At 71.0% G+C, this 21,235-nt stretch carries 20 protein-coding genes and 1 tRNA gene; 9 read left to right on the top strand and 12 right to left on the bottom strand.

What is annotated here, in order from left to right; translation table 11 throughout:
- Positions 1–121: 121 nt before the first annotated feature.
- Both prmC and OG494_RS45255 read right to left on the bottom strand, forming a co-directional pair.
- A complete protein-coding gene (gene prmC / locus OG494_RS45260) occupies positions 122–988 on the bottom strand; it encodes a peptide chain release factor N(5)-glutamine methyltransferase (RefSeq protein ID WP_328449515.1) in 867 nt (288 codons plus the stop codon).
- A 97-nt stretch (positions 989–1,085) separates the two neighbouring features.
- Positions 1,086–1,436, bottom strand: a complete 351-nt coding sequence (locus OG494_RS45255; RefSeq protein WP_328449513.1) for a MerR family transcriptional regulator — start codon at positions 1,434–1,436, stop codon at positions 1,086–1,088.
- Between the two features lie 52 nt (positions 1,437–1,488).
- Here OG494_RS45255 and OG494_RS45250 point away from each other — a divergent pair, with 52 nt between their 5' ends.
- From OG494_RS45250 to OG494_RS45225, 6 genes are all read left to right on the top strand, one after another.
- Positions 1,489–1,857 carry a hypothetical protein gene (locus OG494_RS45250; RefSeq protein ID WP_328449511.1) on the top strand — a complete coding sequence of 123 codons (369 nt, stop codon included), beginning with the start codon at positions 1,489–1,491 and terminating at the stop codon, positions 1,855–1,857.
- Positions 1,854–2,642: a TIGR03619 family F420-dependent LLM class oxidoreductase gene (locus tag OG494_RS45245; protein WP_328449509.1), complete on the top strand. Its 789-nt coding sequence runs from the start codon at positions 1,854–1,856 to the stop codon at positions 2,640–2,642. Before OG494_RS45250 ends, OG494_RS45245 begins: the two co-directional genes overlap by 4 nt.
- Positions 2,643–2,675: 33 nt before the next feature.
- Complete coding sequence (locus OG494_RS45240) at positions 2,676–3,668, top strand: glycosyltransferase family 2 protein (protein ID WP_328449508.1); 993 nt, start codon at positions 2,676–2,678, stop codon at positions 3,666–3,668.
- Positions 3,665–4,096: a GtrA family protein gene (locus OG494_RS45235; protein ID WP_328449507.1), complete on the top strand. Its 432-nt coding sequence runs from the start codon at positions 3,665–3,667 to the stop codon at positions 4,094–4,096. The genes OG494_RS45240 and OG494_RS45235 overlap by 4 nt, the downstream gene beginning before the upstream one ends.
- Positions 4,097–4,114: 18 nt before the next feature.
- Entirely contained in the window at positions 4,115–5,581 is a 1,467-nt protein-coding gene (gene wsfD / locus OG494_RS45230) for a glycan biosynthesis hexose transferase WsfD (protein WP_328449505.1), read from the top strand.
- A gap of 78 nt (positions 5,582–5,659) precedes the next feature.
- The gene (locus OG494_RS45225) at positions 5,660–6,109 is read left to right on the top strand and encodes a hypothetical protein (RefSeq protein ID WP_328449503.1); all 450 of its coding nucleotides are present in this window, start codon (positions 5,660–5,662) and stop codon (positions 6,107–6,109) included.
- A gap of 36 nt (positions 6,110–6,145) precedes the next feature.
- Here the strand turns inward: OG494_RS45225 and prfA are convergent, their stop codons facing one another.
- The 8 genes from prfA to argS form a co-directional block, all read right to left on the bottom strand.
- Entirely contained in the window at positions 6,146–7,216 is a 1,071-nt protein-coding gene (gene prfA, locus OG494_RS45220; protein ID WP_328449501.1) for a peptide chain release factor 1, read from the bottom strand.
- A 79-nt stretch (positions 7,217–7,295) separates the two neighbouring features.
- A complete protein-coding gene (gene rpmE / locus OG494_RS45215) occupies positions 7,296–7,526 on the bottom strand; it encodes a 50S ribosomal protein L31 (protein ID WP_328449499.1) in 231 nt (76 codons plus the stop codon).
- A gap of 204 nt (positions 7,527–7,730) precedes the next feature.
- Positions 7,731–9,785, bottom strand: a complete 2,055-nt coding sequence (gene rho, locus OG494_RS45210) for a transcription termination factor Rho (protein WP_328449496.1) — start codon at positions 9,783–9,785, stop codon at positions 7,731–7,733.
- Between the two features lie 410 nt (positions 9,786–10,195).
- Positions 10,196–11,080, bottom strand: a complete 885-nt coding sequence (gene thrB / locus OG494_RS45205) for a homoserine kinase (protein WP_328449494.1) — start codon at positions 11,078–11,080, stop codon at positions 10,196–10,198.
- Entirely contained in the window at positions 11,077–12,138 is a 1,062-nt protein-coding gene (gene thrC / locus OG494_RS45200) for a threonine synthase (RefSeq protein WP_328449492.1), read from the bottom strand. The genes thrB and thrC overlap by 4 nt, the downstream gene beginning before the upstream one ends.
- Before the next feature lie 76 nt (positions 12,139–12,214).
- A complete protein-coding gene (locus OG494_RS45195; RefSeq protein ID WP_328449490.1) occupies positions 12,215–13,543 on the bottom strand; it encodes a homoserine dehydrogenase in 1,329 nt (442 codons plus the stop codon).
- A 6-nt stretch (positions 13,544–13,549) separates the two neighbouring features.
- Entirely contained in the window at positions 13,550–14,980 is a 1,431-nt protein-coding gene (gene lysA / locus OG494_RS45190; RefSeq protein WP_328449488.1) for a diaminopimelate decarboxylase, read from the bottom strand.
- Between the two features lie 3 nt (positions 14,981–14,983).
- Complete coding sequence (argS, locus tag OG494_RS45185) at positions 14,984–16,648, bottom strand: arginine--tRNA ligase (protein WP_328449486.1); 1,665 nt, start codon at positions 16,646–16,648, stop codon at positions 14,984–14,986.
- Positions 16,649–16,926: 278 nt separating this feature from the next.
- On the opposite strand from argS, the gene OG494_RS45180 reads away from it, so the two are divergent.
- Both OG494_RS45180 and OG494_RS45175 read left to right on the top strand, forming a co-directional pair.
- Entirely contained in the window at positions 16,927–17,745 is an 819-nt protein-coding gene (locus tag OG494_RS45180) for a DUF3105 domain-containing protein (protein ID WP_328449484.1), read from the top strand.
- Positions 17,742–18,461, top strand: coding sequence for a DUF305 domain-containing protein (locus OG494_RS45175; protein ID WP_328449482.1), 720 nt, complete (start codon positions 17,742–17,744; stop codon positions 18,459–18,461). The genes OG494_RS45180 and OG494_RS45175 overlap by 4 nt, the downstream gene beginning before the upstream one ends.
- A gap of 307 nt (positions 18,462–18,768) precedes the next feature.
- Here the strand turns inward: OG494_RS45175 and OG494_RS45170 are convergent, their stop codons facing one another.
- Both OG494_RS45170 and OG494_RS45165 read right to left on the bottom strand, forming a co-directional pair.
- The gene (locus OG494_RS45170) at positions 18,769–19,695 is read right to left on the bottom strand and encodes a cation diffusion facilitator family transporter (protein WP_328449480.1); all 927 of its coding nucleotides are present in this window, start codon (positions 19,693–19,695) and stop codon (positions 18,769–18,771) included.
- Between the two features lie 176 nt (positions 19,696–19,871).
- Positions 19,872–20,972, bottom strand: a complete 1,101-nt coding sequence (locus OG494_RS45165; RefSeq protein ID WP_328449478.1) for an epoxide hydrolase family protein — start codon at positions 20,970–20,972, stop codon at positions 19,872–19,874.
- Positions 20,973–21,120: 148 nt separating this feature from the next.
- Between OG494_RS45165 and OG494_RS45160 the strand changes: the two genes are divergently transcribed.
- Positions 21,121–21,193 (top strand) — tRNA-Arg (locus OG494_RS45160).
- Positions 21,194–21,235 lie beyond the last annotated feature (42 nt).

Genomic DNA, 21,235 nt, shown 5'->3' with positions numbered 1-21,235 from the left:
ACGACGAAAGTCTGGCCGGTTTGTCAGGAGTACTCCGGCCCGGTGGACAAGTCCGCCCGCGCGCCAGGCGAGCAGCACGGAACTGTCGGTGCCTGCCGGTAGCGTGGAAAACGGGGGCTGCTCAGCCCAGCCGCTTCGCCGTGACGAAGCGCGCGCGGCCCGTCAGGTCGTTGTGGCCTTCGACGGCCGTCAGCACCCGGCGCGCGCGGACCAGCGCCGGGACCGCCGAGCCGTGGGTGTCGTCGTGTTCGATGGCCAAGCCGCCGCCCGGGCGCAGCAGGCGGGCGCCCGCCGCGATCGCGTGGCGGATCACCGCCAGGCCGCTCTCCTCGGCGAACACCGCGCGCGGCGGGTCGTGCTCGGCGACCTCCGGCGGCACCGGGGTGCCGTCCGGGACGTACGGCGGGTTGCACAGCACCAGGTCGACCAGGCCGTCGAGCTCGGCGAACATCGTCGGGTCGGCGATGTCGCCGGAGTAGAGCCGGATCGGGGTGTTGCCGGCGTCGGCGTGGACGTCCGCGTTGTGCCGCGCCCAGGCCAGCGCCTGCGGGTCGACGTCCACCGCGTAGACGACCGCGTCCGGGCGCGCGTGCGCGACGCCGAGGGCGAGCGCGCCGGAGCCGGTGCACAGGTCGACCACGACCGGGAACTCCCGGCCCTGCAGGAACTTGACGCCCCACTCGAGCAGCAGCTCGGTCTCCGGCCGCGGCACGAACACACCGGCCCCGACCGCGACGGTGATGTCACCCAGCGCGGCCCAGCCGGTCAGGTACTGCAGCGGGATCCGCTTCGCGCGTTGCTGGACGAGCTGGCCGATGGCCTCGATGACGGGCGGATCGACCAGGGGCACCATCGGCAGCCGGCCGCGTTCGACCCCGAGCACGTGCGCGGCGATCACCTCGGCGTCGAACCGCGGCGAAGCCACGCCCGCCCGCTCGAGAATGCGGGTGGCCTCGATGATGGCCAGGCGCAGCGGCTGCCGATTCACTCGTCGTCCTTCACCTCGTCAAGCCTGGCACACCAGGCGGAACTCCCCTGTCAGGACACGCGCCGGTCCTCCGCCGTCCAGCGTATCGAGCGAGCGGTCAGCCGCCCTCTTCGGTCAGGTACCCGGCCAAGGCGCTGCGACGGCGCTGGAGCGTCCCGATCCGGTCGTCCATCGCCGTCAGCTCGCGGTGCAGCAGCCGCGCGAGCTCCGGGCAGAGGTCGAGGTGGGCGTCCTCACCGCTCGCGCACTGCAGCGCCGACGCGATCACCTCCGTGGTCAGCCCGGCCGCGAGGAGCCGGCGGATCTGCCGGACGCGGACGACGGCGTCCTCGCCGTAACACCGGTAGCCGTTGCGGTCGCGCGACGCCGCCAGCAGACCCTGTTCCTCGTAGTAGCGCAGCAACCGCGTGCTGACGCCCGTCCGTCCCGCGAGTTCGCCGATCCGCATCCGTCCCCCGGACTTGACCTTCACACTGATGTGAAGACCTAACGTCGCCGGTATGACCGAACATTTCCACCGCGTCGTCCGCGGCACCGGCCCGGGCCTGCTGCTCGCCCACGGCGGGGGCGGCAGCGTCGAGGGCAACTCGCCGGCGAGCCGGTCGCGATCGGCGCCGGTCTGGAGCGGTTCGCGGTCCTCGGCTACTCGCTGGGGTACGGCCGTCGCGGTCCGCGCCACCACGCGGCACCCCGATCGTGTCACCGGTCTGGTCCTGACCAGCGGTTTCGCCCGGCCCGAGAACTCGCGAAGTTCCTCACGCCGGTCGCGAGCGGCCGCGACCAGCTCGAAAACCCCGACACCCGGGCAGCTCGAGACGGCCGTCGACCAGCTCGCCGCGATCGAAAAGTTCCTCGGGAGGCTGTCGTGAACCTCGAAGTCGTACTGCCGAACGAACACCCGGACCTGCCGCCCGGCCGGCCCGCCGAGCTGGCGCGGCTCGCCGAAGAGCTCGGCTACCGCACGGCGTGGCTGCCCGACCACCTGATCCCGCCCGGCGCGTTCGGCGACGTCTTCGGCGGGGTCTACGAGCCGCTCGTCACCCTCGCCCACATCGCCGCGCTGACCAGCCGGATCCGGCTCGGGACGTCGGTGCTGATCGTGCCGCTGCGGGAGCCGTTCGCGCTGGCCAAGCAGGTCGCGACCCTCGATGCGCTGTCCGGGCACCGGTTCGACCTCGGCGTCGGCACCGGCTGGAACGAGCCCGAGTTCGCCGAGGTCGAGGCCGATTTCGCCGGGCGGGGGAAGCGCACCGACACCACCCTCGACCTGCTCGCGGAGCTGTTCCGGACCGGCCGCGGCCCGGGCGGCGGGTACTTCGAGCCGCGGCCGGCGGGACCGGTGCCGATCACCGTCGGCGGCAACTCCACGATCGCCCTGCGGCGCGCCGCCCGCGTCGGTTCGGCGTGGCAGAGCGCCGGGCTGTCCCCCGCCGAGTTCGGCGAGCGGGCCGGGAAACTCGCGGACCTGGCCGCCGGCCGCGACGTGCGGGCCACTGCCCGGATGGAGTGGGACGGGACCGATCTCGACGCCGCCGTCGCGCGGTTCCGGGCGTATATCCTGGCCGGGGCGGACGCGGTGGCCGTCCACTTCGGCCCGGCCGAGGGCTTCGACCGGCGGATGACCGCGTTCGCCGAGGCCGTCGCCGGTCCCTAGGATGCCCGAGACGCCGAACCCCCGGGAGCGCCAGTGCCGACAGAGCCGACCACGCGCCGCCGGGTCGCGTTCATCTTCCCGATCTACAACGAGGAAGGGAACATCGAGCTGCTGCAGCGCACGGTCGACGAGGTCACCGCGCCGCTGGCCGGGAAGTACGACTTCAGCTTCATCTACGTCGACGACGGCAGCAAGGACGGCTCGCTGGCCGCGCTCACCGAGCTGAGCGCGCGCGACGGCCGGATCACGGTCATCGAGCTGTCCCGCAACTTCGGCCACCAGATGGCCGTCACCGCCGGGCTCGACCTGGTCGACGCGGACGCCGCGATCATCATGGACAGCGACCTGCAGGACCCGCCGCGGGTGGCGCTGGAGCTCATCGAGAAGTGGGAAGAGGGCTTCGACGTCGTCTACGCGCAGCGGCGCTCGCGCCAGGACTCGCCGTTCAAGCGGCTCACCGCGAGCGCGTTCTACTGGTTCCTCGGCAAGATGGCCGCGGTCGACATCCCGAAGAACACCGGCGACTTCCGGCTGGTCGACCGCAAGGTCGTCGACGAGCTGCGCAAGTACCGCGAGCGCGACCGGTTCCTGCGCGGCCTGGTCAGCTACGTCGGGTTCAAGCAGACGGCGGTGCTGTTCGACCGCGACAAGCGGCACACCGGCGCCACCGGCTACCCGCTGACGAAGATGATGCGGCTCGCCGCCGACGGCATCGTCGGGTTCTCGACCACGCCGCTGCGGATGATCACGCGGATGGGGTACCTGTTCTCGCTGCTGAGCTTCCTCGGCGTGCTCTACGTCATCGGCGTCAAGCTGTTCGCGCCGGAGACCGCGGTGCCCGGCTGGGCGTTCATCACCATCGCGATGTTCTTCCTCGGCGGTATCCAGATCATCATGCTGGGCGTGCTCGGCAGCTACATCGGCCGGACGTACTCGCAGGTGCAGAACCGGCCGCTGTACAGCGTCGCGTCGGTGCGGACGGGCGCGAACGAGACCGCCGGGGACAGCCGGAGCGGCGTCCGATGAGGCTCGTCACGGCCACGCAAGTCCGCTTCGGCATCGTCGGGATCGGCAACACGCTGGTCGACGTCCTCGGGTACGCGCTGCTGGCCACGCTCGGCGTGCCGACCTTCGTGGCGAACTTCATCTCCACGACCGTCGGCATGCTGCTGTCGTTCACGCTGAACCGGAACTTCACCTTCCGGGCGAAGGACGGCGACGTCCGCCGCCAGGCGCTGCTGTTCTTCGTGGTCACCGCGTTCGGGCTCTGGGTGGTGCAGTTCCTCGTCATCACGCTGGTGAACCACCTGTTCCCGGGGATCAACCTGCTGGTGCCCAAGGGCGCCGCGATCGTCGTCGGGCTGTTCTGGAACTACCTGCTCTACCACTACGTCGTGTTCCGCCACCGGCCGGTGACGCCGCTACCCGGTGCGGCACCCGCCGACTCAGCGTGATCTCGTACGCTGGTCCGAGTGCGATCCCGTGAACTGCGCTTCGGCCTGGGCGTCTTCGTCCTCTCCCTGGGCGTCCTGCTGCTCCGGTTCCTCGTGCCGAGGCCGGTCGGAATGGCCGACAACGGCGACGGCTGGCGCCTGCTGTGCGACCTCGGCGGCCGGCACCCCGAGCTGAAGAGCGAGTTCTACGTCCACTTCAGCTACGGGCCGGGTTCGGCCTGCAAGAGCGACTACATCTCGAGCCAGGCGTGGCTCGACTGGTTCGCGAGCAAGCTCGGGCACGTGCTCGGCTCGTCGGCCGAACTGAACCTGCTGGTGCTCGGCGCGATCACGTGCGTGCTCGTCGCCGCCGGCGTCGCGGCCACCGTGCTGGGCCTGGACCTGAGCCGCCGCAACCGCGTCATCGCCGCCGTCCTGCTGCTGCTCGTGATGGCCGACTCGGCGTTCTTCGGCTACTTCGCCTCGGTGCTCAGCGAAGGCGCCGGGTTCGTCGGCATGCTGCTCATGGCGGGCGGCCTCCTGCTGATGCACCGCACGGGCGCGTGGCGTTATTGGGGCGCGGCGCTGACCGTGGTGGGCGCGCTGATCGGGATCAACGCGAAGTCGCAGACGCTGCTGCTGATCCCGCTGTTCGTGCTCGCGCTGGCGCTGGTCCGGCCGCTCGGCGCGCGCGGCCGCACGCGCTGGCTGCTGCCGCTGGGCGTGCTGGTGATCGTCGGCGCCGGCACGGCGATGGTGCAGTCGAAGGGCGACCCGGCGAACGCCGAGTACCGCGAAGCCAACATGTTCCACGTGGTGTTCGACAGCATCGTGGACGGCAAGCACGACACCGACGCCGACCTGACCGCGCTGGGCCTCCCGCCGGACGCCAGGAAGTTCATCGGCAAGGGCTGGTGGGAAGCGAGCCCCTGGACGGACCCGGGCTACAACACCTACCGCGACAAGATCAGCCGCCGCAACGTCGTGCAGTACTACGCGTCGCACCCGGAGCGCACGCTGCAGATCCTCCAGCAGGGCGCGGTCGACACGCTCACCGCCCGCCCCGCGCGCCTGGGCAGCTTCGCCGAGTCGGCCGGCTTCCCGCAGATGGCCCAGGAGTACCGGGTGCCGGTGTTCTCCGGGCTGTCCGCGCTGGCCGCGCCGCTGGGCCTGTTCCTGCTGATCCCGTTCTGGCTGCTGACGGCGTGGCTGGGCATCCGCGCGTTCCGCCGGCACCGGCGTGAGTTCGGGATCGTGGTGTTCTTCCTGCTGCTGTTCGGGATCGGCCAGTTCGGCCTGTCCGCGCTCGGCGAAGGCGTCGAAGGCGTGAAGCACCAGCTGCTGACGCTGTTCCCGACGTTCCTGGCCGCGGTGTTCGCGGTGCTGAGCCTGCTGCCGCGGCCGTCCCGGGCCGTGCCGGAAGACGCCGGGGAAGAGCCGGAGTCCGAGGCCATGACCGAGGTCTTCGACGCCTTCCGGGAGCCGGAGAAGCCCGCCGTCCGCTAAACCGTTCCGGCCTCCCGGGCGTGGGGAAGGCGGTGGTCCGGGAGCAGCCCGGACACCGCTTACCTGTGGGAGGCAAGTGTGCGGTCAGCAGTACGGAAGTTCGCCGTCGTCGCGGGAGTCGTGGCGGCTGGGATCGTCGTGGCACCCGCCGCGCACGCGACCACCGCGGCCAAGCCGGTGCCGGTGTGCCCGGGTACCGAACTCCACAAGGAGGGCTTGCCCAAGCCGCTGAAGAACCAGCTCGGCGAGCAGGCCGGCACCCTGCGCCTGTGGTACTCCAGCGCGAACGGCGGCACCAACTGCGCGAAGGTCACCAGCGACGGGAACAACCCGAGGTCCATGTCGGTCAGCATCCGGACGGAGACTTCCGCCACGGTCACCGACTCCGGCCCTTACTCGACCTACGCGGGCGGGGTCGTGCTGACCGGGACCAACGGCCACTGCATCTACCTGTCCGGCAACCTCTCGCTGGGCAACGGCACGGTCAACCAGTTCCGCGCCTCGGCCGGACCGGTTGCCTGCGGCTGACGTGACGAGCCCGCCGTCCGATGCGGGCGGCGGGCGTCAGCCGGACTGCGAGGCCAGTCGCTCTTCGCGGTCCGCGGTCGCCAGGGCGTCCAGGACACCGTCCAGGTCGCCGTCCAGGACCTGGTCCAGGTTGTACGACTTGTAGTTCACCCGGTGGTCCGAAATGCGGTTCTCCGGGAAGTTGTACGTGCGGATGCGCTCCGACCGGTCGACCGTGCGGACCTGGGAGCGGCGGGCGTCGGACGCCTTGGCCGCGGCCTCCTCCTCGGCGACCGCCTGGAGGCGGGCCTGCAGGACCTGCAGCGCGCGGGCGCGGTTCTGGATCTGCGACTTCTCGTTCTGGCACGAGACGACGATGCCGGTCGGCAGGTGGGTGATCCGCACCGCCGAGTCGGTCGTGTTGACGCTCTGGCCGCCCGGGCCCGACGAGCGGAAGACGTCGATGCGCAGGTCGTTCGGGTCGATCTCGACCTCGACCTCTTCGGGCTCCGGGTAGATCAGCACCCCGGACGCCGACGTGTGGATCCGGCCCTGCGACTCGGTCGCCGGCACGCGCTGGACGCGGTGCACGCCGCCCTCGAACTTCAGGCGGGACCAGACGCCGTCGACGACCGCCGACTTCGTCTTGATCGAGAGCGTGACGTCCTTGAAGCCGCCCAGGTCGGAGTCGACCGAGTCGAGCACCTCGGCCTTCCAGCCGTGCCGCTCCGCGTAACGCAGGTACATCCGCAGCAGGTCGCCGGCGAACAGCGCCGACTCCTCGCCGCCTTCACCGGACTTGATCTCCATCACGACGTCGGAGCCGTCGTACGGGTCGCGCGGCAGCAGCAGCTCGGTGAGCTTCGACTCCAGCTCGGGGATCCCGGCGGCCAGCTCCTCGGCCTCCGCGGCGAACCCGGAGTCCTCCGCCGCCAGCTCCCGCGCGGCCACGAGGTCTTCGCGGGCGGAGTCGAGCGAGTGGACGGCGCGCACCACGGGCGTCAGCTCGGCGTAGCGGCGGCCGAGCTTGCGGGCGCGCGCCTGGTCGGCGTGCACCGCCGGGTCCGCGAGCTGGGTCTCCAGCTCCGCGTGTTCGGCGAGCAGCCCCTTGAGCGAGCTCGAATCCACCTCTGCCACCTCTCAGCTCGGTTTTCCGGACAACGAAACGGCGCCCACCCGAACGTGCGGGTGGGCGCCGTCGACCAAGCTACTTGGCTTCGGCGTCCTTCTTCTGACGCTTGCCGTAACGAGCCTCGAAGCGCGCGACGCGGCCACCGGTGTCCATGATCTTCTGCTTGCCCGTGTAGAACGGGTGGCAGTTGGAGCAGATCTCGACGTGGATGGAGCCGCTGGTCTTCGTGCTACGCGTGGTGAAGGTGTTACCGCAGTCGCAGTCGACGTTCGTGACCACGTACTCGGGGTGAATACCGCTCTTCATGGTGTCCTCTCTCGTTGGCTCCGGGTCCCCAGTCTTCGAGCGGGGTGAACCGGCGCCGGACTTCAGCGGGTAATTCTGCCAGACAGGCTGACAGGTACTTGAACAGACCCCGTTGACCTGGTATTCCCGCCCCGAAAGCCGTGAAGGCCCCCTTCCCGGCCACAAGAGCCGGTAAGGGGGCCTTCACGGACTTACGACCGGAACTCAGTCGTCCTCGTTGCCGCCGAGGGCGGTCTTCGAGACCTGCATGAGGAACTCGGTGTTCGTCTTCGTCTTGCGCAGCCGCGAGATCAGCAGGTCGATGGCCTGCTGCGAGTCGAGCGCGTGCAGCACCCGGCTCAGCTTCACGGTCACGGCCAGCTCGTCCGGGTTGAGCAGCAGCTCGTCCTTACGAGTACCCGACGGGTTGACGTCGACGGCCGGGAACACGCGGCGCTCGGCGATCTTGCGGTCGAGCTTGAGCTCCGCGTTACCGGTGCCCTTGAACTCTTCGAAGATGACCGTGTCCATCGTCGACCCGGTCTCCACCATCGCCGTGGCGAAGATGGTCAGCGAACCGCCGTTCTCGATGTTGCGCGCCGCGCCGAGGAACCGCTTCGGCGGGTAGAGAGCGGTCGAGTCGACACCACCGGACAGGATCCGGCCGGACGCCGGGGCCGCCAGGTTGTACGCGCGGCCGAGCCGCGTGATCGAGTCGAGCAGCACGACGACGTCGTGGCCCATCTCGACCAGGCGCTTGGCCCGCTCGATGGACAGCTCCGCGACCGAGGTGTGGTCCGCCGGCGGCCGGTCGAAGGTGGAGGCGATGACCTCACCCTTCACCGAGCGCTGCATGTCCGTGACCTCTTCCGGACGCTCGTCCACGAGGACGACCATCAGGTGGCACTCGGGGTTGTTCGTCGAGATCGCGTTCGCGATGTCCTGCATGATCGTGGTCTTACCGGCCTTCGGCGGCGACACGATCAGGGCACGCTGCCCCTTGCCGACCGGCATGATCAGGTCGATCACGCGGGTCGTGAGCTTGTGCGACTCGGTCTCGAGGCGCAGCCGCTCGTTCGGGTACAGCGGGGTCAGCTTGGTGAAGTCGGGACGCCGCTTGGCCTCGTCCGGCTCCAGGCCGTTGATCGAGTCGACGCGCACCAGCGGGTTGAACTTCTGCCGCTGCTGCTCGCCGTCACGCGGCTGGCGCACGACGCCGGTGATGGCGTCACCACGGCGCAGGCCGTACTTGCGGACCAGCGAAAGCGAGACGTACACGTCGTTCGGGCCGGCGAGGTAGCCCGACGTCCGGACGAACGCGTAGTTGTCGAGCACGTCCAGGATGCCCGCGACGGGCAGCAGGACGTCGTCCTCGCGGATCTCGGTGTCCGGCGAACCGCCGACCTCGCGCTGGCCGCCCCCACTGCCGCGACGGCGACGGTCGCGGAAGCGACGGCCGCGACGGCCGCCTTCCTCGTCGTCGTCCTGCGGCTGCTGGGCGCGGTTGTCGCGGTTGTCACGGTTGTCCTGACCGCCGCGGCTGCCACCGTCCTGCTGGTTGCGCTGACGGTTGCCGTCCTGGCCCTGCCGGTTGTCGTTCCGGTTGCCCTGACGCTGCTCGCGCTGACCGCCCTGCTGGCGGTCGCCACCCTGCTGGCGGTCGCCACCCTGCTGCCGGTCGCCGCCACCCTGACGCTCACCCTGCTGGCGGTCGCCGCCGTTCTGGCGGTCACCACCCTGCTGGCGGTCGTTCTGGCGGTCGCCGCTCTGGCTCTCGGGCGCACCGGCGGCGCGGTTCGAACCGCGGCGACGCCGGCTGCGGCCGCCCTCCTCGGGCGCGCCGTCCTGGCCCTGCTGGCCGTCCTGCTTGTCCTGCTGCGGGCGCTCGGCCTGCGGCTGGGTGTCCGCGACGGGCGCAGCCGGCGCCTCGACGGACGCCTCCGGGACCACGGCCTTCTTCGGCTCCGGCTTGGTCGCCGGGGCCTCGGCCTTGGGCTCGTTCTTCGGGGCCGCCTTGGGCGCATCGCCGAGGCCGTCCAGAGGCAGGGTCTCGGCAGCCGCACGCTTGCGAGACTTGCCCTGACGCTCACGGATCGCGGCGATCAGATCGCCCTTGCGCATACCCGTCGTCTCACCGACGCCGAGCTCCCCAGCCAGCGAACGCAGTTCGGCCACAGTCTTGCCGGTCAACCCGCCGACCGTCTTCTTGGGAGCGGGGGCCGTGCCGTTCGACTCTGCGGCGCCGTTACCCACGTCGCTCAAAAGATCGGTGTTGCTCACACATGTCCTTCCTGACCGATCCACGCCTCCAGGCGGATCAGCGGACTGCCGCTCGCTTCTGATCGCGAACCGGCGTAACTGCCCCCCGATACGGGAGATAAGCTCTTCGGCCGTGCGAAACACAGCTGGAGCGCCTCCACCACAGGGGTTTGCGTCCTCCATTCGGAGGATGCGGAATCCGACACCGCCGAGACCGGAAACCCGCCTGCGTCCCTCCGCGTTACCCCGCTTGCCAGGCGGTGCGGATCTGGCGGATCGACGAAGGATGCGATCCGGGAAACTCCCCTGGACCGGCATCGGGTGCGGAAACGCACGGTGATCGAACGCCCCCGAGGGTAGACCGCACCGGTGCCGGGTGCAACAACCACCCCCCGCGTGGCGGCCCCCACCGCAGGCACGTGACCCAGCCTTTACTGAGCCGCAACCTGCACACCCGCGAGATCCGCGGGCAGCTCGTAGACGTCGAAACCCTCAACACCGGCCCCTGGCGGCAATATTCCCGTCGTGGTCAGCGCGAGCACCGTCGGGCCCGCCCCGGAGATCGCCGCGGCCACGCCTTGTGCACGGAGCGTGTCCACCAGTCCGGTGCTCGCCGGGTACGCGGGCGCCCGGTAGTGCTGGTGCAGGCGGTCTTCGGTGGCCGCCAGCAGCAGCTCCGGTTTCGCCGTGAGCGCGTGCACGGCGAGCGCGGCGCGGCCCGCGTTGTGCGCGGCGTCGCGGTGCGGCACGGACGCCGGCAGCAGGCCGCGGGTGGTCGCGGTGGCCGAGCGGACCGCCGGGACCGCGACGACCGGCCGGATCGAGGCGTGCGGGGTCAGCCGCTCGGCGCGGAACTCCGCGCCTTCGCACCAGGCCAGCACGAGGCCGCCGAACAGGCTGGCCGCGGCGTTGTCCGCGTGGCCCTCGAAGCCCGCCGCCAGCTGCAGCGCGTCGAATTCGTCGATCTCCCGGTCCGCCAACGCGTACCCCGCGGCGACGCCGGAAACCACCGCGGCCGCCGACGACCCGAGCCCGCGCGCGTGCGGGATCGCGTTGAAGCAGCGCAGGTGCAGGCCGGGCGGGTCGACGCCGAGGTGCGCGCAGGTCCGCCGGATCGCCCGCACCACGAGATGGGTCTCGTCGGTGGGCACGTCGGCGACGCCGCCCGCGCCCGCGTCGATCACCTCGACCTTGAGGCCGCCGTCGGTGACCTGCACCTCGACGACGTCGTAGAGCGCCAGCGCCAGGCCGAACGCGTCGAAGCCCGGGCCCAGGTTCGCCGTGGACGCCGGGACGGTCACGCGGAACCCGCTCATCGCAGGTCCAGCGCCGCCGCGACCGCCGAGGGGTCCACCGCCAGCGGTTCGACCTCGACGTTGCCCGCCAGCGCCGTCTGCGGGTCCTTCAGGCCGTGGCCGGTGACGGTGCAGACGACCGTGGCGCCCTTCGGCAGCCGGCCGTCGGCGGCCGTCGCGAGCAGGCCGGCCACGCTGGTGGCCGACGCCGGCTCGACGAACACGCCTTCACGCCCGGCGAGCAGCCGGTACGCCTCGAGGATCTTCTCGTCGGTGACCGCTTCGAACAGCCCGTGGGACTCGTCCTTCGCCTTGACCGCGGCGCTCCACGACGCCGGGCTGCCGATCCGGATCGCGGTGGCGATCGTGTCCGGGTCGCGCACCGGTTCGCCCAGCACCAGCGGCGCGGCGCCGGCCGCCTGGAAGCCGAACATCCGCGGGGTGTTCTTCACCACACCGTCGGCCGCGTACTCCGAATACCCCGCCCAGTAGGCGGTGATGTTGCCGGCGTTGCCGACCGGCAGGCAGTGGATGTCCGGTGCCCGGCCGAGCGCGTCGCAGACCTCGAACGCGGCGGTCTTCTGGCCGGCGATGCGCACCGGGTTCACCGAGTTGACGAGCGTGACCGGGTAGTCGGCCGCGGTCTTGCGGGCCAGCTCGAGGCAGTCGTCGAAGTTGCCGTCGACCTGCAGGATCCGCGCGCCGTGCAGCACGGCCTGGGCGAGCTTGCCCATCGCGATCTTGCCTTGGGGCACCAGCACCGCGCAGGTGAGCCCGGCGCGCACGGCGTAGGCGGCGGCCGAGGCCGAGGTGTTGCCGGTCGACGCGCAGATCACCGCCTTGAGCCCGCTGGCGAGCGCGTGCGTGATGGCCACGGTCATGCCGCGGTCCTTGAACGAGCCGGTCGGGTTGACGCCCTCGACCTTGAGGTGGACGTCGCAGCCGGTCAGCTCGGACAGGTAGCGGGCGGGCAGCAGCGGGGTGTTGCCCTCCCCGAGCGTGATCACCCGCGCGCCGTCGGGGACCGGGACGCGGTCGCGGTACGCCTCGATGATGCCGGGCCAGGCCTGAATACTCATGCGATCGCCTCGCTCCGCGAGACAGCGTCTGATCCTTTTCGGCGCATGATGTCCATGGTTCGCTCGCAAGCGTCGCTCACTGGTCTTCGCCTTCCACCCGCATCACACTGACAACTTGGTGGACGACGTCGAGCCGCCCGATCTCGTCCACAGTGGACCGCAGGGCCGCGTCGGGGGCCTGGTGCGTGACGACGACCAGGCTCGCGCGGTCGGCGACGTGGAGCTGGCGGACCGCCGCGATGCTCACGCCGTGGGCGGCGAACGCCTGCGCCACCTGGGCGAGCACCCCGGCGCGGTCGGCCACGGAAAGGCTTACGTGGTACCGGGTCGGGGTCTGGCCCATCGGCCGCACCGGCAGCGCCGCGTACGCCGACTCGCGCGGGCCGCGGCCGCCGGCCACCTGGTTGCGGGCCACCGCGACCAGGTCGCCGAGCACCGCGCTCGCCGTCGGCGCGCCGCCCGCGCCCTGGCCGTAGAACATCAGCTCGCCGGCGGCGTCGGCCTCGACGTAGACGGCGTTGAACGCGCCGTTGACGCCGGCCAGCTGGTGGCTGCGCGGGATCATCACCGGGTGCACGCGGGCGGACACCGACTCGACGCCGTCGTCGTCGGTCACCCGTTCGCAGATGGCGAGGAGCTTGACCGTGCGGCCGAGCACGCGGGCCGCGCCGAGGTCGGCGGCGGTGACGTCGGCGATGCCCTCGCGGTGCACGTCCGAGGCCGTCACGCGGGTGTGGAAGGCGAGCGAGGCGAGGATCGCGGCCTTGGACGCGGCGTCGTAGCCGTCGACGTCGGCGGTCGGGTCGGCCTCGGCGTACCCGAGCCGGCTGGCCTCGTCGAGCGTCTCGGCGTAGCCGGCGCCGGTCGAGTCCATCGCGGACAGGATGTAGTTCGTGGTGCCGTTGACGATGCCCATCACGCGGGTGATCCGGTCGCCCGCCAGCGACTCGCGCAGCGGGCGCAGCAGCGGGATGGCGCCGGCCACGGCGGCCTCGAAGTAGAGGTCGACGCCGGCGGCGTCGGCCGCCTCGAACAGATCGGCGGAGTGCTCGGCGAGCAGCGCCTTGTTCGCGGTGACCACGGACTTCCCGGCCTTCAACGCGGCGAGCAGCCAGCTGCGCACCGGCTCGATGCCGCCGACGAGCTCGACCACGACGTCGACGTCGTCGGAGGTCACGAGCTTCTCGGCGTCGGCGGTCAGCAGCTCCGGCGGCAGCTCGGGGTGCTTGTCCGGGCGGCGGACCGCGATGCCGGCCAGCTCGACCGGCGCGCCCGCCCGGGCGGCCAGCTCCCCGGCCTGCTCGGTGAGCAACCGGGCGACCTCGCCGCCCACGGTCCCGCAGCCGAGCAGGGCGACCCTGATCGCCCGTTTCGGAGTGTCGCTGCGTTCAGCAGAAGCAGACACGGTTTCTCAGACCTCCAGGCGGAGCATGTCGTCGGTCGTCTCACGCCGCAGCAGCAGCCGGGCGCCGCCGTTGCGCACGGCGACCACGGCCGGGCGCGGCTGCCGGTTGTACGTGCTCGCCATCGAGTAGCAGTAGGCACCGGTCGCCGCGACGGCCAGCAGGTCGCCCGGAGCCAGCGTGTCGGGCAGCCAGCAGTCTCGTACGACGATGTCGCCGGACTCACAGTGTTTTCCCACGACCCGGGACAGCACGGCGTGCACCGGCTGGTCGTTGTCGCTCGCGGAGCGGGAAACCAGCCGGACGTCGTACACCGCGTCGTAGAGCGCGGTCCGGATGTTGTCGCTCATTCCGCCGTCGACGCTGACGTACCGGCGCACCGCGTTGTCGCCGAGCGCGACGTCCTTGATGGTGCCGACCTCGTACAGCGTGATCGTGCCGGGCCCGGCGATCGCGCGGCCCGGTTCGCCGGCGATGCGCGGCACCGGCAGGCCGGCGTAGGCGCACTCCTTGCGGACGATCTCGCGGATCTGCGTGATCATCTGCGCCGGCGGCGGCGGGTTGTCCTTGTCGGTGTAGGCGATGCCGAACCCGCCGCCGAGGTCGACCAGGTTCAGCTGGTCGAGCAGCTCGGGGCCGTGTTCCTTGGCCAGCTCGGCGAGCAGCCCGACGACGCGGCGGGCGGCGACCTCGAAGCCGTCGGCGTCGAAGATCTGCGAGCCGATGTGGCTGTGCAGGCCGGTCAGCTTCAGCGACGGCGCGTTGAGCACCCGCCGCACCGCCTCCGCGGCGTCCCCGGCGGCCAACGAGAAGCCGAACTTCTGGTCCTCGTGGGCCGTCGCGATGAACTCGTGGGTGTGTGCCTCGACACCGACGGTGACCCGGATCAGCACCGCCTGCACGACGTCGTGGCGCGCGGCGATGTCGGCCAGCCGGGCGATCTCGTAGTACGAGTCGAGCACGACCGTGCCGACGCCCGCGACGATCGCGGCTTCGAGCTCCGCCGGCGACTTGTTGTTGCCGTGGAAGGTGATCCGCTCGGCCGGGAAGCTCGCGCGCTGCGCCACGGCGAGCTCGCCGCCGCTGCAGACGTCCAGGCTCAGCCCCTGCTCGGCCACCCAGCGGGCGATCTCGATGGAGAGAAACGCCTTGGACGCGTAGTGCACGAGCGACGGGTCGTCGAACGCCTCGGCGTAGTCCGCGCAGCGGGACTTGAAGTCGGCCTCGTCGACCACGAACAGCGGGGTGCCGTGCTGCTCGGCCAGCTCGCGCACGTCGACGCCGGCGATCCGCACGACGCCGTCGGCGCCGCGGAAGGTGTTGCGGGGCCAGACCTTCGGGTAGAGCCGGTCGAGCTCGTCGCCGCTCGCGGGCGGGAACCCGGAGGAGTCGGCGTGGGGGTAGACGTCGGCGTGCCGTGGGCCCGCGGGGTGCGCCATCGATTACATCCGTTCCGGAGCAGAGACACCGAGCAGGGCGAGGCCGTTGGCCAGGACCTGGCGGGCCGCTTCGCACAGCGCGAGCCGCGCGTGGGTCAGCGGAGTCACCTCTTCGTCGCCCTGGGGCAGCACGCGGCCCACGGTGTAGAACTTGTGGTAGGCGCCCGCGAGTTCTTCGAGGTAGCGCGCGATCCGGTGCGGCTCCCGCATGTCGGCGGCCCGGCGCACCATTTCCGGGAACTCGCCGATGGTGCGGATCAGGTCGCCCTCGGCGGTCAGCGTCAAGAGTCCGAAGTCGACGTCCGAAAAGGACTCGGCGGACTTGATGCCCAGGTCGGCCGCGTTGCGCTGCAGCGACGCCAGCCGCGCGTGGGCGTACTGGACGTAGTAGACCGGGTTGTCGTTGGAGTGCTTGCGCAGCAGGTCCAGGTCGACGTCCAAAGAGGAGTCGACGGAGTAGCGGATCAGCTCGTAGCGGGCCGGGTCGACGCCGACCGCCTCGACCAGGTCCTCCATCGTGATCACGGTACCGGCGCGCTTGGACATCCGCACCGGCTTGCCGTCGCTGACCAGGTTGACCATCTGGCCGATCAGCACCTCGACCGTGGCCGGGTCGTCGCCGAACGCCGCCGCGGCCGCCTTGAGCCGGGCGATGTAGCCGTGGTGGTCCGCGCCGAGCATGTAGATGCAGAGGTCGAAGCCGCGGTTGCGCTTGTCCTTGAAGTAGGCGAGGTCGCCGGCGATGTAGGCCGGGTTGCCGTCCTGCTTGATGACGACGCGGTCCTTGTCGTCGCCGTACTCGGACGACTTCAGCCACCAGGCGCCGTCGGCGAAGTAGAGGTTCCCGGAGTCCTTCAGCTGCTGGACGGCGGCGTCGACCGCGCCCGACTCGTGCAGCGAGTTCTCGTGGAAGTAGACGTCGAAGTCGGTGCCGAAGTCGTGCAGGCTCTGCTTGATCTCGGTGAACATCAGGTTGATGCCGATGCGGCGGAACGTCTCGTGCCGCTCGTCCTCGGGCAGCGACAGCGCGCTCGGCTCGGCCTTGATGACCTCGGCGGCGATGTCGTTGATGTAGCCGCCCGCGTAGCCGTCTTCCGGCGCGGGCTCGCCCTTCGCGGCGGCGACCAGCGACCGGACGAACCGGTCGATCTGCGCGCCGGCGTCGTTGAAGTAGTACTCGCGGGTGACCTCGGCGCCCTGCGCGCCGAGAACACGGCCCAGCGCGTCGCCGACCGCGGCCCAGCGGGTGCCGCCCAGGTGGATCGGGCCGGTCGGGTTGGCCGAGACGAACTCGAGGTTGATCCTGGTGCCGGCCAGCGCGTCCCCGCGGCCGAAGGCGGCGCCGGCCTCGATGACCTGGCGCACGATGTCACCCTGCGCGGCGGCGGCCAGGCGGAAGTTCAGGAAGCCCGGGCCGGCGACCTCGGCCGAGGCGACGCCGTCGGCCGCCGCGACCGCTTCGGCCAGCGCCTCGGCGAACTCGCGGGGCTTCAGGCCGGCCTTCTTGGCCACCTGCAGGGCCAGGTTCGTCGCGTAGTCGCCGTGGTCGGGGTTGCGCGGGCGTTCGATGGTCACCTGCTCCGGCAGCACGGTGTCGTCGATGCCGCGTGCGGTCAGTACCTGCACGGCGGAGCTGCGGACCAGGTCGGCGAGAGCGGCGGGAGTCACTCGTCGAATTCTAGGTGTGCCCAGGTCGGGCGCTTCCGGCGGTCTCGGCGACATCACGGGACGGATCCACGTACCGCTTTTCGGGGGTTCCGGGTGGCGGAGCCCCCGGCCCGAGGCGAAGCCTCGGTGGGCACTGTGTTCGGTGGGCACTGTGTGAGGTGTTAACGGTGATCAGAAGCGTGGTCTCTACACTGGCCCGGGCGGGAATCCGTCCGCAGCCAGCAGAGGAGAACGCGGGAGCCATGGCGAACCGGACAACTCGGAAAAAGGGGTCGGCTGTGAAGGCGGCCCGCGGTTCCGTCGTGAGCAAGAAGGGGACGCCGTGGGGCACGATCATCGCGGTCGTGGCCATCGTCGCCCTCGCCGCCGCCGTGATCACGTATTACATGATCGCGTCGGCGCCGAAGCGTGACCAGGCCAGCCGTGAGGAGGCCGCCGCCTCGTTCGCGCCGACCGCGTCCGACCCGGATCCGTCGAAGCGCATCCCCGGCGTGATCACCGCGACCTACACCGGCAGTGTCCACGTGCTCCCGACCGAGCGCGTGGCCTACGACAAGACCCCGCCGTTCGGCGGCCCGCACGACCAGACGTGGGCCACCTGCACCGGCATCGTGTACCCGAACGCCGTCCGCACCGAGAACATGGTGCACGCGCTCGAGCACGGCTCCGTGTGGATCGCCTACAACCCGCAGCAGATCTCGGGTGACGCGCTGAACCTGCTGAGCGTGCGCGCCAAGGACAAGCCGTTCACGATGCTGTCGCCCTACCCCGGCCTCGACAAGCCGATCTCGCTGCAGTCCTGGGGTCACCAGCTGAAGCTGGACAAAGCCGACGACCCGCGGATCGACGAGTTCATCGCGGCCCTGCGGTCCAACCCGAACGGCGTCTACCCCGAGGTCGGCGCGTCCTGCGACGCGGTGCCGGGCTCGTTCGACCCGGACAACCCGCCGCCGTTCGACCCGTCGAAGCCGGGCCCGGACGCGAAGCCGATGGACTACAAGGGCAGCACCGCCGCCCAGGGTGAGAACGGCGCCCCCTCCGCCGGTATGCCGACCGCGCCCGCCTCCGCCCCGGCCTCGGGCGCGCCGTCGCAGTGAGTTCCGAAGCCGACCTCGACCTCGACACCGACGAGGTCGTCGAGCAGCCGACGTGGTCGCGCTGGGTGATCATCGGCGGGACGCTGCTGGCGGTGCTGCTGATCGGCGGCGTCGCGGGGATGTTCGTCACCCGCGCCGTCGACGACCCGGCGGCCACGGCCACACCGGCCCGCGACTCGGTCGAGGTCGGCTTCGCGCAGGACATGTCGACGCACCACCTGCAGGCGGTCACGATGTCGGGCATCGCCCGGGACCGCACGACCGACCCGGAGATCAAGCAGCTCGCGTTCGACATCGAACGCACGCAGCTCGAGCAGGTCGGCCGGATGAAGGGCTGGCTCATGCTGTGGGACCAGCCGGAGCAGGCGATCGGCGCGCCGATGAAGTGGATGACGGAACCGATGTCGGGCCACGACGGCATGTCGATGGCCCCGCAGTCGCTGTCCCCGGCCGGCGGCGCCCTGATGCCGGGCATGGCGACGGACACGGAGCTGTCGAAGCTGCGGTCGCTGTCGGGCCGCCCGTTCGACGTCTACTTCCTGCAGCTGATGCTCCGCCACCACCAGGGCGGCACGTCGATGGCGCAGTACGCGTCGGAGCATTCGAACCTGCCGGCGCTGAAGGCCTTGGTGAACAGCATCCTCACGTCCCAGGGCGCGGAGATGGACCAGATGAAACTGATGCTCACCGGCCGGGGCGCCCAGCCGCTCCCCTGAGTTCCGAGTGCCGTGAAGGCCTCCTTACCGGCTCTTATGGCCGGTAAGGAGGCCTTCACGGCTTTCGGGCTTGGGGCGGCGCGAGCTGCCGGTGCCGGCAGGCACCCATCCTCACGGAGCCACGACCAGCGAGTCGGGGCCCGGTAGGGCGCGGCGCGGCCGGACAGCCCCTGCCGTGCCACCGCCGCACGCTGCCGCTGAGGCCGGGTTCGCGCAGGGGACCCGCGTGCGCGCGGCGGGATTCGAAACTGCGACACCTGCCTCCGGAGGGCAGTGCCCAGTCGGGAAACAGGCCGGAGGGCGTCGACTACCAGGAGAGTTCCTGGCAGCGGCGCGCGCAGTGCGGCGCCTCCACCTGCAGGGTCGCGTGCTCGATCGCATAGCGCGTCGAGAGCAGGTTCTGCGCTTCGGTCAGCACGTCCGACTGCTGCGCCGGCGGGGCGAGCGTCAGGTGTGCCGAAGCCACCTCCATGCCCGATGTCAGGGTCCAGACGTGCAGGTCGTGCACGTCCGCGACGCCCGGCAGCGCCGACAGTTCCGCGCTGATCGCGCCGACGTCGACACCCTGCGGGGCGTGCTGGAAGAGGATGCGCAGGGCGCGGCGCGCCAGGGTCCACGTGCGGGGCAGCACGAACAGGCCGATCGCGACGCCGATGATCGGGTCGGCGTAGCGCCAGCCCGTGAGCAGCGTCAGCGCGCCGCTGAGCAGCACGCCGACCGAGCCGATCAAGTCGGCCAGCACCTCGAGGTACGCGCCGCGGACGTTGAGGCTTTCCTTCGCCCCCGAGCGCAGCACCGCGAACGACACGATGTTCGCCACCAGGCCGGCGGTCGCGGCCAGCAGCACCGGCAGGCCGGGCACCGCGGGCGGGTCGCTGATCCGGCCGACGGCCTCGACGAGGACGTACCCCGCGACGCCGAACAGCAGGATCGCGTTGCCCAGCGCGGCCAGCACCTCCGCGCGGTAGAGGCCGAACGTGCGGCTGACCGTGGGGCCGGAGCGGCGGGCCAGGATGATCGCGGTCAGGGCCATGCCGACGCCGAGGACGTCGGTGAACATGTGTGCCGCGTCCGAGATCAGGGCCAGCGAGCCGGTGGCGAAGCCCACGACGAACTCCAGCACCATGAACCCGGCGCCGATGCCCAGGGCGATCGTCAGGCTCCGGACGTACCGGCCCGACGCGCTCGCCGGCGCGGCCGCTTGGCCGTGCCCGTGTCCGTGTCCGTGCCCCATTTCGCCTCCGTTCCCGGTCTACCGTCGAGGCCAAACATATAGTCGAATGCGCATATGTGCAACAGAGGGCAGCCTAAGTTCACCCATCCGGAAACTACCCCGCAGGCGCGCGCCGACCAATCCACCAGGAGGGGTTTCCCGCCTTGCGGACCGGTCACGCTTCGACGCCGGCCGCGTCAGCGCACGAGCCGGAAGAACCCCCGGACCTGCTGGACGAACAGTTCGGGCTGCTCGAGCGCGGCGAAGTGACCGCCGACGGGCAGGCTCTCGAACCAGCGAAGGTCGGCGTAGCGCTGCTCGGCCTGCCGCCGCGACGGCCGCACGATCTCCTTGGGGAACACGGAAACCCCGGCGGGCACGGTGACCCGGGACAGGTCGCGGTCGTTGTTCTCCCAGTACATCCGCGCCGAGGACGCGGCGGTCGCGGTGAACCAGTAGACGGAGATCGCGTCGAGCAGCTTTTCCCGCGCGACGGCGTCTTCCGGCTGTCCCTTGTGGTCGGTCCAGGCCCAGAACTTCTCGGCGATCCAGGCGGCCTGGCCCGCCGGCGAGTCGGTCAGGCCGTAACCGAGCGTCTGCGGCCGGGTGCCCTGCTGCCCGGAGTAGCCGGCGCCGGTCCGCCGGAACTCCTCCAGGTCGGCGCGGGCCTGACGCTCGTCCGGCGTCGGATCCTCCTGGTCCAGCCGCACGGGCGCGAAGTTGACGTGCACCCCGGCGACACGTTCGAACCGCGCCAGCGCGTTGGTGACGGCGGCACCCCAGTCACCGCCCTGGGCGCCGTAGCGCTCGTAGCCGAGCGTCGTCATCAGCTCGTCCCACAGCTCGGCGACCCGCGGGATCTTGAGCGCGGGTTTGTCACTCCACCCGAACCCGGGCAGCGACGGCGCGACGACGTGGAAGGCGTCGGCGGGATCCCCGCCGTGCGCCCGCGGATCGGTCAGCGGCCCGAGCACGTCGAGGAACTCGGTGACGGACCCGGGCCAGCCGTGCGTCAGCACGAGCGGCAGCGCGTCCGGTTCGGGCGACCGGACGTGCAGGAAGTGCAGGCCGACACCGTCCACGGTGGCCCGGAACTGCGGGAAGGCGTTCAGCCGGCCGGCGAAGCCGAAGTCGTACTCCTCGCCCCAGAACCGGCAGAGCTCCCGCACGTAGGAGAGCGGAGCGCCCTGCGACCAGTCGTCGACGGTCTCGGCCTCGGGCCACCGGGTCCGCCGCAACCGCTCCCGCAGGTCGGCGACGTCGGCCTCATCGAGCGGTACCCGGAACGGCTCAACCACGACAGCTCCTTCAGGTGGGCCTCCCACGCTATCGAGACAGCCGGGAATGGATCAACTTTGCCGCCCTGACCAGCGAGTACGCTTTGCGGCGCCCTGCCCGCGCGGGTCGCGGGGGATGCGCTAAGCTTCTGAAGTCGCCCAGCGATGGGCCCTCGTAGCTCAGGGGATAGAGCACTGCCCTCCGGAGGCAGGTGTCGCAGGTTCGAATCCTGCCGAGGGCACTCAAGTACCCGAGACTTGCTCGCGAAAGCGTGAACCAGGTC

The sequence above is a fragment of the Amycolatopsis sp. NBC_00438 genome (assembly GCF_036026695.1).
GTDB lineage: Bacteria > Actinomycetota > Actinomycetes > Mycobacteriales > Pseudonocardiaceae > Amycolatopsis.
The sequence above is the reverse complement of the archived record's forward strand: the minus strand, read 5'-3'. Positions and strand labels throughout refer to the sequence as shown.

What these genes read in the sequence shown, in the direction of transcription:
- OG494_RS45255 (WP_328449513.1), bottom strand. Translation starts at nt 1,436, where the DNA reads ATGCGGATCGGCGAACTCGCGGGACGGACGGGCGTCAGCACGCGGTTG.
- OG494_RS45250 (WP_328449511.1), top strand. Translation starts at nt 1,489, where the DNA reads ATGACCGAACATTTCCACCGCGTCGTCCGCGGCACCGGCCCGGGCCTG.
- OG494_RS45235 (WP_328449507.1), top strand. Translation starts at nt 3,665, where the DNA reads ATGAGGCTCGTCACGGCCACGCAAGTCCGCTTCGGCATCGTCGGGATC.
- rpmE (WP_328449499.1), bottom strand. Translation starts at nt 7,526, where the DNA reads ATGAAGAGCGGTATTCACCCCGAGTACGTGGTCACGAACGTCGACTGC.
- thrB (WP_328449494.1), bottom strand. Translation starts at nt 11,080, where the DNA reads ATGAGCGGGTTCCGCGTGACCGTCCCGGCGTCCACGGCGAACCTGGGC.
- thrC (WP_328449492.1), bottom strand. Translation starts at nt 12,138, where the DNA reads ATGAGTATTCAGGCCTGGCCCGGCATCATCGAGGCGTACCGCGACCGC.
- lysA (WP_328449488.1), bottom strand. Translation starts at nt 14,980, where the DNA reads ATGGCGCACCCCGCGGGCCCACGGCACGCCGACGTCTACCCCCACGCC.
- OG494_RS45170 (WP_328449480.1), bottom strand. Translation starts at nt 19,695, where the DNA reads ATGGGGCACGGACACGGACACGGGCACGGCCAAGCGGCCGCGCCGGCG.